Below are 13818 nucleotides of genomic sequence, written 5' to 3'. Positions count from 1 at the left end.
TGATGAACACCTCCGCTCGGCCTGCCAATGGGGCTGGAGATCAAAAGCAACGTCAAAAACCAGAGCCAGAGCCAGAGCCAGAGCAGATCAAAGGATCGCAGCCTCCGGCAGCTCCGGTGGATTGATTACATCTGTCAGAGCTTGGTTGGCTGTCAGGCCGCCTTCGCGAGCAAGCCCGCTCCCACAGGGATTGAGTACACCCGCCAGAAACTGGTCGGCTGTCAGGCCGTCATCGCGAGCAAGCCCGCTCCCACAGGGATTGAGTACACCCGCCAGAAACTGGTTGGCTGTCAGGCCGTCATCGCGAGCAAGCCCGCTCCCACAGGGATTGAGTACACCCGCCAGAAACTGGTCGGCTGTCAGGCCGTCATCGCTGGCAAGCCAGCTCCCACAGGGATTGAGTACACCCGCCAGAAACTGGTCGGCTGTCAGGCCGTCATCGCTGGCAAGCCAGCTCCCACAGGGATTGAATACACTCGCCAGAAACTGGTCGGCTGTCAGGCCGTCATCGCTGGCAAGCCAGCTCCCACAGGGATTGAGTACACCCGCCAGAAACTGGTTGGCTGTCAGGCCGCCTTCGCGAGCAAGCCCGCTCCCACAGGGATTGAGTACACCCGCCAGAAACTGGTCGGCTGTCAGGCCGCCTTCGCGAGCAAGCCCGCTCCCACAGGGATTGAGTACACCCGCCAGAAACTGGTCGGCTGTCAGGCCGTCATCGCGAGCAAGCCCGCTCCCACAGGGATTGAGTACACCCGCCAGAAACTGGTTGGCTGTCAGGCCGTCATCGCGAGCAAGCCCGCTCCCACAGGGATTGAGTACACCCGCCAGAAACTGGTCGGCTGTCAGGCCGTCATCGCTGGCAAGCCAGCTCCCACAGGGATTGAGTACACCCGCCAGAAACTGGTCGGCTGTCAGGCCGTCATCGCTGGCAAGCCAGCTCCCACAGGGATTGAGTACACCCGCCAGAGCTTGGTCGGCTGTCAGGCCGCCATCGCTGGCAAGCCAGCTCCCACAGGGATCGAGTTCACCCGCCAGAGCTTGGTCGGCTGTCAGGCCGCCATCGCTGGCAAGCCAGCTCCCACAGGGATTGAGTACACCCGCCAGAAACTGGTTGGCTGTCAGGCCGCCTTCGCGAGCAAGCCCGCTCCCACAGGGATCGAGTACACCCGCCAGAGCTTGGTCGGCTGTCAGGCCGCCATCGCTGGCAAGCCAGCTCCCACAAGAAAATGAGTACACCCCGTACGCGGCGCATGCCGCCCCACTCAACACAATGAGCGCAAGCTCGAGTACCGCTCTTGATCTTGATCTCGGAGCCCGTCGGCAGGCTGAGTGGAGGGGTTGATCCGGGGGTGGGAGCGCAGCGACCGTTTGGCGAAGCCAAACACATCGAGAGGAGGTGCAGCGAAGCAAACCGGAGGCGATGCGCCCGGATCAATCCCGCAGCGAAGGAACCCGAGCCTAAGCGAGGGCCGTACGTCAGGGCACAGACCTTTTGGTTACTTTTGGGGCGTTTGCCAAAAGTGACGGGGGTGTCAGAAATTTTGTGTTCGGGCATAACATGAGTAAGAGGTGCATGTATGCCAACCAAAAAGAAACCCCTGCGTGACCTACCAAAAATCCCCAAGGAGCTGCTCGAAGAGTTCGGTGAGGGGCTGATTACCGCAGAGGCTATTGAAGACGCTTCTGCGGCCTTCAAGAAGGCCTTGATTGAGCGAGCATTGAGTGCCGAGCTCGGTCACCACCTGGGGTATCCGCCGGGCGCGCAGCGCCCAGAGGATGAAACCAACCAGCGCAATGGCAAAACGGGCAAGACGATTTTGACGGGGGATGGCCCGCTGCGGCTGGAGATTCCCCGTGATCGGGATGGCAGTTTTGCCCCCATTCTGATCCCCAAGCATGAGCGGCGTTACACCGGTTTTGATGACAAGATCATCGCCATGTATGCCCGAGGCATGACCGTTCGAGAAATCCGCGCTTTCCTCTCTGAGCAATACGGGACGGACGTTTCCCATGACTTCATCAGCTCAGTCACGCACGAGGTGATGGAGGAAATTGGTGCGTGGCAACAGCGACCGCTTGAGCCGATGTACCCAGTCATTTTCTTCGATGCGCTGCGGGTCAAGATCCGAGAAGAAGGCCTTGTCCGCAACAAGGCGATTTACTTGGCGCTGGGTGTTTTACCCGATGGAACGCGCGATATTCTTGGTATCTGGATCGAAAACACCGAGGGTGCGAAGTTCTGGATGAAGGTCTTCAACGACCTCAAGACCCGCGGCGTAGAGGACGTGCTGATCGCCGTGACTGACGGTCTCAAAGGCATGCCAGAGGCGCTAAGCGCAGTATTTCCGGCAACAACGCTGCAAACATGCATCGTCCACTTGATCCGCAACAGCCTCGATTACGCGGCGTGGGACAAGCGCCGTGAGCTGGCCAAGGCGCTAAAACCGATCTATCAAGCCATCAACGCAGAAGCGGCTGAGGAAGCACTGGATGCCTTTGAAAATGGCCCTTGGGGTAAGCAATACCCAACGGTGGTGGCGGCCTGGAGACGAGCCTGGGATCGAGTGATTCCATTTTTTGTCTTCCCGCCTGCCATTCGAAAAGTGATCTATACGACCAACGCTATCGAAAGCATCAACGCTCAGCTACGCAAGATCATCAAGACCCGGGGCCACTTCCCGACGGATGACGCAGCGACCAAGCTGATCTGGCTTGGGCTGCGTAACATCACGGCAAACTGGGGCTCGGCGGCTCATGACTGGAAGAGTGCGATGAACCAATTTGCGATTCTGTACGGAGATCGATTTATCAGGCCGACCTGGTAAAACCCGGCCTGCCTGACGGCAGGCCATTACCGGCCCGCACACAAAAAATCTGACACTCTCAAAGTGACCCGCCGTCAGGGCGGAACCCTAAGCAGCCGTTACCGCAGCAACGGATATACACACAAACCGAAAGGCAAAAAAAAGGTTCTTCACGGAATCCCGGGAAACACAGAAACAAGAACGCCGATTTGATTGATGATGTTCGTGCGAGCAAACACATCTAACAAACCGGCGTTCTTATGCACGATATTAATACTTTCCTTCCTTTTTGGGAGGGCTTTTCTGTCGTCACGATCAAGCCTGATGGTGATGCCCTCCAGATCGATCTGACACCCCACGCCACCCGATTCCCTTCCTGTGGTGGGTGCCAAAAACCCTGTTCAACCACGCATGAGTATTGCCAGCGAGTCATTCGTGATTTACCCATTCTCGGTCGCGCAGTACGCCTGAGCGTTTTGCTCCGACGCGTTGGTTGCCGCGACTGTGGCAAACGCATGGAGGCCGTCAGTTGGCTGGATCGCTATGCCCGTATGACACGGCGTCTGGCAGAGGCGGTCATTCAAGCCTGTGAACGCCTTCCCACGTTGCACGTAGCGCAGATGTTTGGGCTGCATTGGGAGACCGTTCGGGTGCTGGAGCGTCGAGCCTTGCAAGCAGCATTGAGCGTTTTGCCAAAGGCGCAACCGCGACGCTTGGTGATGGACGAGTTCGCATTATTCAAAGGTCATCGTTATGCCAGCGTTGTTCTGGACGCGGATACGCGACGGGTGCTGTGGATCGGCGAAGGCCGCAGCCGGGCGGCGGTCAGGCCATTTTTCGAAGAGCTGGGGCCAGAGGGGTGCGCCCGAATCGAAGCGGTGGCAATGGACATGAACACCGCTTTTGATCTGGAGGTTCGTCAGCACTGCCCAAAAGCGCGAGTGGTCTACGATCTTTTCCATGTGGTGGCCAAATATGGCCGAGAGGTGATTGATCGGGTTCGCGTCGACGAAGCCAATCGACTGCGTCACGACAAGCCGGCCCGAAAGGTCATCAAGCAAGCGCGTTGGCTGCTCCTGCGCAACCCGCAGAACCTGAAAACACCGGAGCAACAGGTCCGCTTGGAGGATTTGCTGGCGGCCAACCAAGCGTTGATGACGGTCTACTTGATGAAAGCTGAACTCAAAACGCTCTGGACGCCAAGTACCGCCTGGGGCTGGAGATCAGCCTGGAAGCAATGGCTGCGCCACGCTGATGAAAGCGCGATACCGGCTCTGATCCTGTTCGCCAAACGGCTAAAGGGTTACTGGCGGGGAATCGTCAGCCGGGTTCGCTGGCCGATGCACACGGGGCAGTTGGAAGGCATAAACAATCGAATAAAGGTTATCAAACGGATGGCGTACGGTTACCGGGATAGCGAATTCTTTTTCATGAAAATCAAGAGCGTCTTTCCCGGTAATCCGTGAAGAACCAAAAAAAAGGGCAACCGAAGTTGCCCAAAATGCCTTGCGTGCTCATCAATCCGGAAAGAACTAAGGCTTCTTGCGCTTATTCGCATCCTTCCAGATAAAAAATCCAAACCCTGCAAAAAACAGAACCATGAGCCCAACGGTCAGAACCCCGGCAAACACCACGTTATCGAAAAACATGACTGTGGCCTCCTGGCCCCTGCTTTGCTGCGATGGAACTAAGTTAACCAATCACGCAGGCGCAGAAATTGACCAGGATCAAGTCCGGTCAACACAGGGAGTAAAGGCGGGAAAATAACTGACCTGCATCAACGGATTCAGGGGGGGAGATCAACGCTTTTTCGGTTTGTTTTTCGACTTTTTCTTGGCTTTTCCCAACGGCATCGCCTGTTCGAAGGCATTGCGCACTTCATTCAGACGCTTCTCTTTAATGTCGTGCACACGCTTGGCGCGTTCAGTGTTGAGGTCGATCAGTTTGTTGTCTTGGCTCATGGCGTTCGGCGCATCACTTGAAGAAATCACAACTGCCACAGCATCGGCAGGACTGCGCCAATAATGCAGTCTGGCGTCAGCGCTGACCAGCCATCAGATCTCGATATCAACCCACAAGCCCTGACGCGGCTGATCGTCCATCAGCGGCACCACCGGCACGGTGTTGTCGGCATTGAGTTCCGTGCCCGGCACGGCCAGGTGTTCTTCGGGGTCTTCATCGGCCTCGCGACGCCGACGATCACGCTCCTGCTGCCGGCGCTGTTCTTCGCGCGCGAGCAGTCGATCCTCCTCGGGATCGCGCTTTTGCAGATCAATCGTGCTTTCGTTGGAGCTTTCCTGCACCGGCACCACCGGGGGAATGTCCGGCCGCTGGCGGATCGGATCCTGCTGGGAAGTGACCGGCACAGCGCTCAGGGGGAGCATCGGTGGGAACATATAAAGGGTCTCCTGTCAGCAGGCTATCGGCTTGGGCGCTGATGGCTTGAGCCGTCGGTCGCAAACTTGTGACCGGATTGGCACCCTCTCGTGCCCTGCTCTTTGGTTAAACCGACGCATGACCTAATCTTCCCTGTGCAGTTAAAAGCCGGTGGCGGCTCCTAATCCTTTGGCCTCGGAGCCTCATTCCGTTAAGATAGCCCGCTTTTTCAAGGTGGGAGTCAGGCAGCATGGCGCAGCAGTATCAACCGGGGCAACGCTGGATCAGTGACAGCGAAGCAGAGCTTGGTTTAGGCACCGTTCTGGCACAGGACGGCCGCTTGTTGACCGTGCTTTACCCGGCCACTGGCGAGACCCGCCAGTACGCGCTACGGAATGCGCCCCTGACCCGCGTGCGATTCTCGCCGGGCGACAGCATCACTCACTTCGAAGGCTGGAAGATGACCGTCCAGCAAGTCGACGACGTCGACGGCCTGATGGTCTATCACGGCCTCAACGCGCAGAACGAAGCCGTCACCCTGCCAGAAACCCAGCTGTCGAACTTCATTCAGTTCCGTCTGGCCAGCGACCGTCTGTTCGCCGGGCAGATCGACCCGCTGGCGTGGTTCTCCCTGCGTTACAACACCCTCGAACACACCAGCCGCCAGTTGCAATCGTCGCTCTGGGGCCTGGGTGGTGTGCGTGCGCAACCGATCGCGCACCAGTTGCACATTGCCCGTGAGGTCGCTGACCGTATCGCGCCGCGGGTATTGCTGGCGGACGAAGTGGGCCTGGGTAAAACCATCGAAGCCGGCCTGGTGATCCATCGCCAACTGCTGTCAGGCCGCGCCAATCGTGTGCTGATCCTGGTGCCGGAAAACCTCCAGCACCAGTGGCTGGTGGAAATGCGCCGCCGCTTCAATATGCAGGTCGCGCTGTTCGACGAAGAACGTTTCATCGAAAGCGATGCCGCCAACCCGTTCGAAGACACTCAACTGGCGCTGGTTGCGCTGGAATGGCTGGTCGACGACGAGAAAGCCCAAGACGCATTGTTCGCTGCCGGTTGGGATCTGCTGGTGGTCGACGAAGCGCACCACTTGGTCTGGCACGAAGAAAAAGCCAGCCCCGAGTATTCGCTGGTCGAGCAATTGGCGGAAGTGATTCCCGGCGTGCTGCTGCTCACCGCCACCCCGGAACAACTCGGCCAGGACAGCCACTTCGCTCGTCTTCGCCTGCTCGATCCAAACCGCTTCCATGACCTGGCCGCGTTCCGCGCCGAGAGCGAAAACTATCGCCCGGTGGCCGAAGCCGTTCAGGAGTTGCTGGACAAAGGGCGCCTGTCGCCGCAAGCGCACAAGACCATTCACGGTTTCCTCGGCAACGAAGGCGAAGCCTTGCTGACTGCGGTCAACGATGGAGACACCGAAGCCAGCGCCCGCCTCGTGCGTGAACTGCTTGACCGCCACGGCACCGGCCGCGTGCTGTTCCGTAACACCCGCGCCGCCGTGCAGGGTTTCCCGGAGCGCAAACTGCACCCGTACCCGCTGCCGTGCCCGGACGAATATCTGGAACTGCCACTGGGCGATCACGCCGAGCTGTACCCGGAAGTCAGCTTCCAGGCCCAGCCGGACGCCAGCGAAGAAGAGCGCTGGTGGAAATTCGACCCGCGCGTTGAATGGCTGATCGATCAGCTGAAAATGCTCAAGCGCACCAAAGTGCTGGTGATCTGCGCCCACGCCGAAACCGCGATGGACCTGGAAGACGCCCTGCGCGTGCGTTCCGGCATCCCGGCCACGGTGTTCCATGAAGGCATGAACATCCTTGAGCGTGACCGCGCCGCCGCTTACTTCGCCGACGAAGAATTCGGCGCGCAAGTGCTGATCTGCTCGGAAATCGGCAGTGAAGGTCGCAACTTCCAGTTCGCGCATCACCTGGTGCTGTTCGATCTGCCGTCGCACCCGGACCTGCTTGAGCAGCGCATCGGGCGTCTCGACCGGATCGGCCAGAAGCACATTATCGAACTGCACGTGCCGTACCTGGAAACCAGCCCGCAGGAGCGCCTGTTCCAGTGGTACCACGAAGCGCTGAACGCGTTCCTCAACACCTGCCCGACCGGCAACGCCTTGCAGCATCAGTTCGGCCCGCGCCTGCTGCCGCTGCTCGAAGAAGCCGACGACAGCGAGTGGCAAGCGCTGATCGATGAAGCGCGCACCGAGCGCGAGCGACTGGAAGAAGAGCTGCACACCGGTCGCGACCGTCTGCTGGAACTCAACTCCGGCGGTTCGGGCGAAGGCGATCAGTTGGTCGAGGACATCCTTGAGCAAGACGATCAGTTCGCCCTGCCGATCTACATGGAAACCCTGTTCGACGCGTTCGGCATCGACAGCGAAGACCATTCGGAAAACGCCCTGATCCTCAAGCCGAGCGAAAAAATGCTCGACGCCAGCTTCCCGCTGGGCGACGACGAAGGCGTGACCATCACCTACGACCGCAACCAGGCGCTGTCGCGCGAAGACATGCAGTTCATCACCTGGGAACACCCGATGGTGCAGGGCGGCATGGATCTGGTGCTATCCGGTTCGATGGGCAACACCGCCGTCGCGCTGATCAAGAACAAGGCGCTGAAACCGGGCACCGTGTTGCTGGAACTGCTCTACGTCAGCGAGGTGGTTGCTCCACGTTCGCTGCAACTGGGCCGTTACCTGCCGCCGGCCGCGTTGCGCTGCCTGCTCGACGCCAACGGCAACGACCTGTCGGCCCGCGTCTCGTTCGAAACCTTGAACGATCAACTGGAAAGCGTGCCGCGTGCCAGCGCCAACAAGTTCATCCAGGCCCAGCGCGATCAGCTGACGCCACGGATCAACGCCGGTGAAGACAAGATCGCCCCGCGTCACGCCGAGCGCGTGGCCGAGGCCCGTCGCCGTCTGGCGGCCGACACCGATGAAGAACTGGCGCGCCTGACCGCACTGCAAGCGGTCAACCCGACCGTGCGTGACAGCGAACTGGTTGCCTTGCGTGAACAGCGTGAGCAAGGTCTGGCAATGCTGGACAAGGCCGCGCTGCGCCTGGAAGCGATTCGGGTGTTGGTGGCGGGCTAAACCGCCCTGCTCCACCGCTGAAAACCAGAAGGCCCGCAGTGATGCGGGCCTTTTTGTTTGCCTGTTATTTATTAGCTGATGCTGATGGCCCTTTCGCGAGCAGGCTCGCTCCCACAGTTTGGAATGCGTTCCTATGTGGGAGCGAGCCTACTCGCGAAGGCGGTTATGCAGTCGCTACTGCAACGTCTGGCTCAACCACCGCCACCAAGCCCTCCTTCATCCGCTGCGCATCCCGCACAAAACACCGCGAAGCCATAAACAGAAACACCATGGTCAGGAACAGCGCCACCGGAATCAGGTACATCGCGTCATGCAGCCCGACCGCCTTGAACGCCTCGGTCATCTGCTCCGCCCCCGCTGAAATCATCGCCGATTTGGCAAAGTGATCCGACAGGCCACCGACCACCACCGGCCCCAAACCACCGCCCAGCAGATACAACCCGGCAAAGAACAACGCCATCGCCGTCGCCCGCAGGCGTGGTTCGACCACGTCCTGAATCGCCGTATAAACACAGGTATAGAAGTTATAGGCAAACAGCCAGCCGAGGCTGAACACCGCGACAAACACACCGATCTCAATGCGCCCGGCATGCAGCGCCCACGCCGTGCACAGGGTCGAGACAATCAAGCTGAATGCGGCAAACAGCAGTCGCCCATTGGCCACACGCTGGTGGATCTTGTCGGCGATCCAGCCACCCAACGTCAGGCCGACCAGCCCGGTCACCCCGACAATCACCCCGGTGGCCACCGCCGCTTCCTGCAACGGCATCAAGAAATAGCGCTGCAGCATCGGCACCAGAAACGAGTTGCAGGCATAGGTCGCGAAGTTGAAGCACAACCCGGCCATTACCAGCCACAGAAAGGTCGGTACGGCGAGGATCCGGCGGATCGGCTTGTCGACTTTTTCCTGCGAGACCTGCACGGTTTCCGCCGCACCGCGCTTGGGTTCCTTGATGAAAAACATGAATACCGCCAGCAGCAGCCCCGGTACGGCGGCAATGAAGAACGGTGCGCGCCAACTGTCGAACGCCTTGACCATCCAGCCGATGGTGAAAAACGCCAGCAGCAATCCCAGCGGCAGACCGAGCATGAAAATACCCATGGCCCGCGCCCGACGGTGCGCCGGAAACAGATCACCGATCAGCGAGTTGGCCGCCGGCGCATAACTGGCTTCACCGATGCCGATGCCCATGCGCACGATCAGGAAACTCCAGAAACTGCCCACCAGTCCGTTGACCGCCGTCAACGCACTCCACGTCGCCAGGCCCCAGCCCATCAGTTTGCTGCGCGAGCCGGTGTCGGCCATGCGCCCCAGCGGCAGACCGGCGATGGCATAAACGATGGTGAACGCGGTGCCGACGATGCCCAACTGAAAGTCGCTGAGATGCCATTCCATGCGGATCGGTTCGATGATGATCGCCGGGATGGTGCGGTCGAAGAAATTGAACAGGTTGGCAAGGAACAGCAGGAACAGAATGCGCCAGGCATTCGCCGCTTGGGTCGAGTTCTGCATGGGTCCGTCTCTTTATTGTTATAGGGCTTCACTGCCAACGCATTCGAGCCCGGAACCTGCAATCTAGTCAGCCAGACAGGGACTGTCTGTGATCATTCGTCCGCCTGATATCGGGCCATGGCACTGTAACGAAACGTAAGCCCTTGATAAGTCTGCAATCCCCCCGAAACGTGGGCTTTTGCGGCAAAATCCTGCCACAAAAAAATAGTTTCTCGCCCCCCTTCCCAAGTTCGTGGCGAAGCCTAGAATGGCGGCCGGGTCCGTCCGGATCTCCCGATCAATCCCTTTGATACCCTCGCCCATGTCCGAAGTCAGTCCGTGTCTGAATTGCGGTGCCTGCTGTTCCCATTTTCGCGTGTCTTTCTTTTGGGGTGAGTGCTCATCTTCCGGGGGTACGGTGCCCGATGAACTGGTTACACAAATCAGCCCCAGTCGGGTGGCAATGAACGGCACCGACTGCAAATCGCCGCGTTGTACGGCATTGGTCGGCGAAGTCGGCAGCACAGTGCATTGCTCTATTTATGAAAAGCGTTCCAGTCCCTGCCGGGAATTCGAAGCATCCTGGGAAAACGGCGAACAGAATGTCGATTGCGATAAGGCCCGCGCCCGCTTTGGTTTGCCGCCCCTGCAATCGGACTGGGCTGAAATCCCTTTCGATAAGAGCGCCTGACCCTTAGCACCAATCGTTATGACGCTAATGCCGAAATCATTAGCACCAATGTGCCACTACCGCTTGCACCGCAAAAACGGCCTCTATACTGCTGTCATTCGCCTGCGTTAACCGCGCGCTTAAGACGACTTCAGAGATGGGGCATGCAATGGAGTGGCTTGGTTTGCAGTTTGTTACCGAGCTCCCGGAGAGCGGGCAGGTCATTCTTGATTGCACACACAACCCTTTGCTGGTGCTGGTGGCCTATCTGGTCGCCTGCGCCGCGAGTTTCGCCACCCTCGATATGGCCGAGCGAGTCGCTCACGCCGAAGACCTTGGCGCGCAACGCCTATGGTGCTGGATCGGTGCGACCTGCCTGGCCGGCGGTATCTGGGCTATGCATTTCATCGGCATGCTTGCCTTCCAGGCCCCGATCGACATTCAGTACGACCTGCCGATCACCCTGTTCTCCCTGCTGATCGCCCTGCTCGCCTCGTGGCTGGCGATGCACACGCTGAGTAAGGCGCAGCCAAGTCGGGTGCTTTACCTGAAAACCGCCCTGGTCATCGGTCTCGGCATCGCCGGCATGCATTACGTCGGCATGGCCGCCATGCAGTCGAGCGCCACCGCCTACTACCAACCGTCCTTGTTTGTGCTGTCGATTGTGATCGCCATCGGCGCCAGTTTCACCGCGCTGTGGGTGGCAGGTTACTTGCGCGAGGGCAGTGGTCTGGCTCATCAGATGCTCAAGTACAGCGCCGCACTGATTCTCGGCGCCGGCATTTTCAGCATGCATTTCACCGGCATGGCCGCACTGCAATTGGTGTTACCGGAAGGCCGCGCACCGGCCCTGCCGGCCGAAACCAGCCATTTGCAATTGGGCCTCACGGTAGCGCTGATCATCCTGCTGATTCTCGGCAGTGCAATCAGCGCGGCGCTGGCCGACAAGAAACTGCAAAGCAAGGAACATGACCTGCGCCGGGTCAACGCCCTGCTCAGCCAACTCGATCAGGCACGCATGTCGCTGCAACAAGTGGCCAACTACGACGCCCTGACCAACCTGATCAACCGTCGCGGCTTCAATCAGATCTTTGCCGAAAAACTCAATCAGAAAGCCAGCGAGGGCGGCATGCTCGCGGTGATGTTTCTCGACATCGACCATTTCAAACGCATCAACGACAGTCTCGGCCACGACGCCGGCGACGCCCTGCTCAAGGTGATTGCCAATCACATCAAAGGCTCGGTGCGCAGCCATGAAGACGTGGTCGCGCGGTTCGGCGGTGATGAGTTCTGCATCCTGATCAGCCTGCGCGACCGTGAAGAGGCGCGCAACATGGCCCAGCGCATCATGTTGAAAATGAAAGAGCCGATAGAACTGGCCGGACGCCGCATGGTGATGACCACCAGCATCGGCATCAGCCTGTTTCCCGAAGACGGCACGACCTGCGAAGAACTGCTCAAGCACGCCGATCTGGCGCTGTATCAATCCAAGGGCGCCGGGCGCAATGGCCTGCACTTTTTCAATTCCAGCCTGAAAAACCGCGCCACCCTCGAACTGCAACTCGAAGAAGAACTGCGCCACGCCCTGCATGAAGAAAACGGCCTGATGCTGTATTACCAACCGATCTTCGAACTGAAAACCGGCCGGGTTACCAAACTCGAAGCATTGATCCGCTGGCAGCATCCGATCCACGGTTTGCTGACCCCGGATCGCTTTATCAGCATCGCCGAAAACAATGGCCTCATCGCCGAACTGGACAATTGGGTGCTACGCCGGGCCTGCAAGGATCTTGGCGAGTTGTCGACCCATGGCTGCGAAGAGCTGAAAATCGCCTGGAACTGCTCGCCACTGAACCTCACCCGGGAAGAATTGGCCGATGAAATCGAAAGTGCGCTGCGCACGGCAGGCGTCGCGCCGGAGCGCCTGGAACTGGAGGTGACCGAGAACGCGCTGATGGGCAACATCGCCAACACTTTAGTGCTGTTGCGACAGATCCGCGCCCTCGGCGTGTCGCTGTCGATCGACGACTTCGGCACCGGTTATTCGTCGCTGGCCTATCTCAAGCGTCTGCCGTTGAACACGCTGAAGATCGACCGCTCGTTCATCCTCGACATCCCCAAAGCCACGGCGGACATGGAGATCGTCCAGGCGATCATCGTCATGGCCCACACCCTGCACTTGCAGGTGGTCACCGAAGGCGTGGAAAGCCTGGAGCAGTATGAATTCCTCGAACGTTCCGGCTGCGATTTCATCCAGGGTTACCTGCTCAGCCGTCCGGTGCCGCTGGACGAATTGCGCCCGGTACTTGAGGAGATCAACCAGCGCAAACATTCACAGGCGATCAATCCTTTGATCCTGGCGCGCGGTACATTTGCACCAGTGTCGCTGGATCTTGCTCCAAAAAGCCTTGCGCCCCATGCAGGCGCATCAGTTGTGCGGCCAATCCGCTGATCGGCGTCGCCGAGCCCTGCTCGCGTGAGAACTTCACAGCAGTGTCGAGATCCTTGAGCAACGTGCGTACGTGCCACTTGATCGGCTCGAAACGGCTTTCGGCCATTTGCGGGGCGAGGATCTGCAACGGTTTTGAATCGGCGAAACCACCGGCCAGCGCTTCGGCAATCAGGCTCGCATCGACCCCGGCCTGCTCGGCCAGTGCCACCACTTCAGCAATCACCAATGCGTTGCAGGCGACGATCATCTGGTTGCAGGCCTTGGTCACTTGCCCGGCGCCGATGCCGCCCATGTGCGTGACGCGCTGACCGAGATTGAGCAGCACCGGACGCACGCGCGCAAGGTCCGCTGCATCGCCCCCCACCATGATCGCCAGACTGCCGGCCTCGGCACCGACCACCCCGCCGGACACCGGTGTATCCAGCCAGCCCATGCCGGTTTCACGCTTCAACTGCGCTGCCATCTCACGCGTTGCGGTGGGTTCAAGACTGGAGAAATCCACCAGCAATTGCCCGGCCTTCGCGCCTTTGGCAACACCAGTCGGGCCGAACACCACGTCGCGCACGACCATCGTATCGGCCAGACACAACATCACCACGTCGGCGTGCGCGCACAGCTCAGAGGGGCTCGCCACCTGCCGGGCACCGGCTTCGACCAGTGGCGCGCACTTGGCCGGGTTGCGGTTCCACACCGTCAGCGGATACCCGGCCGCCAGCAGACGGCGGCACATCGGCAGGCCCATCAGGCCGATTCCGGCAAACCCCAACGAAGGTAGCGTTGACATCATTTAGCCTCCTTTTGATTAAAGATCGCCGAATAATGGCCGATCCATCAACGATCAGGAAAGGATTCCCCCAAGCGACAGTCAGGCCAAGTCCCTGGCGCTCGGGCCAAATTCGCGCAAAAAAGACGCGAGATCTTATTCCG

At 59.4% G+C, this 13818-nt stretch carries 12 protein-coding genes; 6 read left to right on the top strand and 6 right to left on the bottom strand.

Annotated features, from left to right (window positions below; all coding sequences use genetic code 11):
• Positions 1-141 precede the first annotated feature (141 nt).
• Entirely contained in the window at positions 142-1230 is a 1089-nt protein-coding gene (locus ATI02_RS23005) for a hypothetical protein (protein ID WP_208637873.1), read from the top strand.
• Between the two features lie 347 nt (positions 1231-1577).
• Positions 1578-2825: an IS256 family transposase gene (locus ATI02_RS23000; protein ID WP_095191982.1), complete on the top strand. Its 1248-nt coding sequence runs from the start codon at positions 1578-1580 to the stop codon at positions 2823-2825.
• Between the two features lie 149 nt (positions 2826-2974).
• On the opposite strand, the gene ATI02_RS32770 is transcribed toward ATI02_RS23000, so the two are convergent.
• On the bottom strand, positions 2975-3196 hold the full coding sequence (locus ATI02_RS32770) for a hypothetical protein (RefSeq protein WP_238156214.1): 222 nt from the start codon (positions 3194-3196) through the stop codon (positions 2975-2977).
• On the opposite strand from ATI02_RS32770, the gene ATI02_RS22995 reads away from it, so the two are divergent.
• Positions 3119-4270: an ISL3 family transposase gene (locus tag ATI02_RS22995; protein WP_238156162.1), complete on the top strand. Its 1152-nt coding sequence runs from the start codon at positions 3119-3121 to the stop codon at positions 4268-4270. The two genes, ATI02_RS32770 and ATI02_RS22995, sit on opposite strands and share 78 nt — an antisense overlap.
• Positions 4271-4336: 66 nt before the next feature.
• Here the strand turns inward: ATI02_RS22995 and ccoM are convergent, their stop codons facing one another.
• From ccoM to ATI02_RS22990, 3 genes are all read right to left on the bottom strand, one after another.
• Positions 4337-4453 carry a cytochrome c oxidase subunit CcoM gene (gene ccoM / locus ATI02_RS33090; RefSeq protein ID WP_007959205.1) on the bottom strand — a complete coding sequence of 39 codons (117 nt, stop codon included), beginning with the start codon at positions 4451-4453 and terminating at the stop codon, positions 4337-4339.
• 150 nt (positions 4454-4603) lie between these two features.
• On the bottom strand, positions 4604-4765 hold the full coding sequence (locus tag ATI02_RS32315; protein WP_095188971.1) for a hypothetical protein: 162 nt from the start codon (positions 4763-4765) through the stop codon (positions 4604-4606).
• A 93-nt stretch (positions 4766-4858) separates the two neighbouring features.
• Complete coding sequence (locus tag ATI02_RS22990) at positions 4859-5200, bottom strand: aspartate-semialdehyde dehydrogenase (RefSeq protein ID WP_095188970.1); 342 nt, start codon at positions 5198-5200, stop codon at positions 4859-4861.
• Positions 5201-5430: 230 nt separating this feature from the next.
• Here ATI02_RS22990 and rapA point away from each other — a divergent pair, with 230 nt between their 5' ends.
• Positions 5431-8277, top strand: coding sequence for an RNA polymerase-associated protein RapA (gene rapA, locus ATI02_RS22985; RefSeq protein WP_100847463.1), 2847 nt, complete (start codon positions 5431-5433; stop codon positions 8275-8277).
• A 163-nt stretch (positions 8278-8440) separates the two neighbouring features.
• Here rapA and ATI02_RS22980 read toward each other — a convergent pair whose 3' ends face one another.
• A complete protein-coding gene (locus ATI02_RS22980; protein ID WP_095188968.1) occupies positions 8441-9790 on the bottom strand; it encodes a spinster family MFS transporter in 1350 nt (449 codons plus the stop codon).
• A gap of 301 nt (positions 9791-10091) precedes the next feature.
• On the opposite strand from ATI02_RS22980, the gene ATI02_RS22975 reads away from it, so the two are divergent.
• Both ATI02_RS22975 and ATI02_RS22970 read left to right on the top strand, forming a co-directional pair.
• On the top strand, positions 10092-10460 hold the full coding sequence (locus ATI02_RS22975; protein ID WP_095188967.1) for a YkgJ family cysteine cluster protein: 369 nt from the start codon (positions 10092-10094) through the stop codon (positions 10458-10460).
• A 148-nt stretch (positions 10461-10608) separates the two neighbouring features.
• Complete coding sequence (locus ATI02_RS22970) at positions 10609-12891, top strand: putative bifunctional diguanylate cyclase/phosphodiesterase (protein WP_100847462.1); 2283 nt, start codon at positions 10609-10611, stop codon at positions 12889-12891.
• On the opposite strand, the gene ATI02_RS22965 is transcribed toward ATI02_RS22970, so the two are convergent.
• Positions 12782-13678 carry an NAD(P)-dependent oxidoreductase gene (locus ATI02_RS22965; RefSeq protein WP_192886537.1) on the bottom strand — a complete coding sequence of 299 codons (897 nt, stop codon included), beginning with the start codon at positions 13676-13678 and terminating at the stop codon, positions 12782-12784. The two genes, ATI02_RS22970 and ATI02_RS22965, sit on opposite strands and share 110 nt — an antisense overlap.
• Positions 13679-13818 lie beyond the last annotated feature (140 nt).

The organism is Pseudomonas baetica (assembly GCF_002813455.1).
GTDB lineage: Bacteria > Pseudomonadota > Gammaproteobacteria > Pseudomonadales > Pseudomonadaceae > Aquipseudomonas > Aquipseudomonas baetica.
The sequence above is the reverse complement of the archived record's forward strand: the minus strand, read 5'-3'. Positions and strand labels throughout refer to the sequence as shown.

Coding starts and splice junctions, on each gene's coding strand:
- ATI02_RS23000 (WP_095191982.1), top strand. CDS start 1,578: ATGCCAACCAAAAAGAAACCCCTGCGTGACCTACCAAAAATCCCCAAG.
- ccoM (WP_007959205.1), bottom strand. CDS start 4,453: ATGTTTTTCGATAACGTGGTGTTTGCCGGGGTTCTGACCGTTGGGCTC.
- ATI02_RS32315 (WP_095188971.1), bottom strand. CDS start 4,765: ATGAGCCAAGACAACAAACTGATCGACCTCAACACTGAACGCGCCAAG.
- ATI02_RS22990 (WP_095188970.1), bottom strand. CDS start 5,200: ATGTTCCCACCGATGCTCCCCCTGAGCGCTGTGCCGGTCACTTCCCAG.
- rapA (WP_100847463.1), top strand. CDS start 5,431: ATGGCGCAGCAGTATCAACCGGGGCAACGCTGGATCAGTGACAGCGAA.
- ATI02_RS22980 (WP_095188968.1), bottom strand. CDS start 9,790: ATGCAGAACTCGACCCAAGCGGCGAATGCCTGGCGCATTCTGTTCCTG.
- ATI02_RS22975 (WP_095188967.1), top strand. CDS start 10,092: ATGTCCGAAGTCAGTCCGTGTCTGAATTGCGGTGCCTGCTGTTCCCAT.
- ATI02_RS22970 (WP_100847462.1), top strand. CDS start 10,609: ATGGAGTGGCTTGGTTTGCAGTTTGTTACCGAGCTCCCGGAGAGCGGG.
- ATI02_RS22965 (WP_192886537.1), bottom strand. CDS start 13,678: ATGATGTCAACGCTACCTTCGTTGGGGTTTGCCGGAATCGGCCTGATG.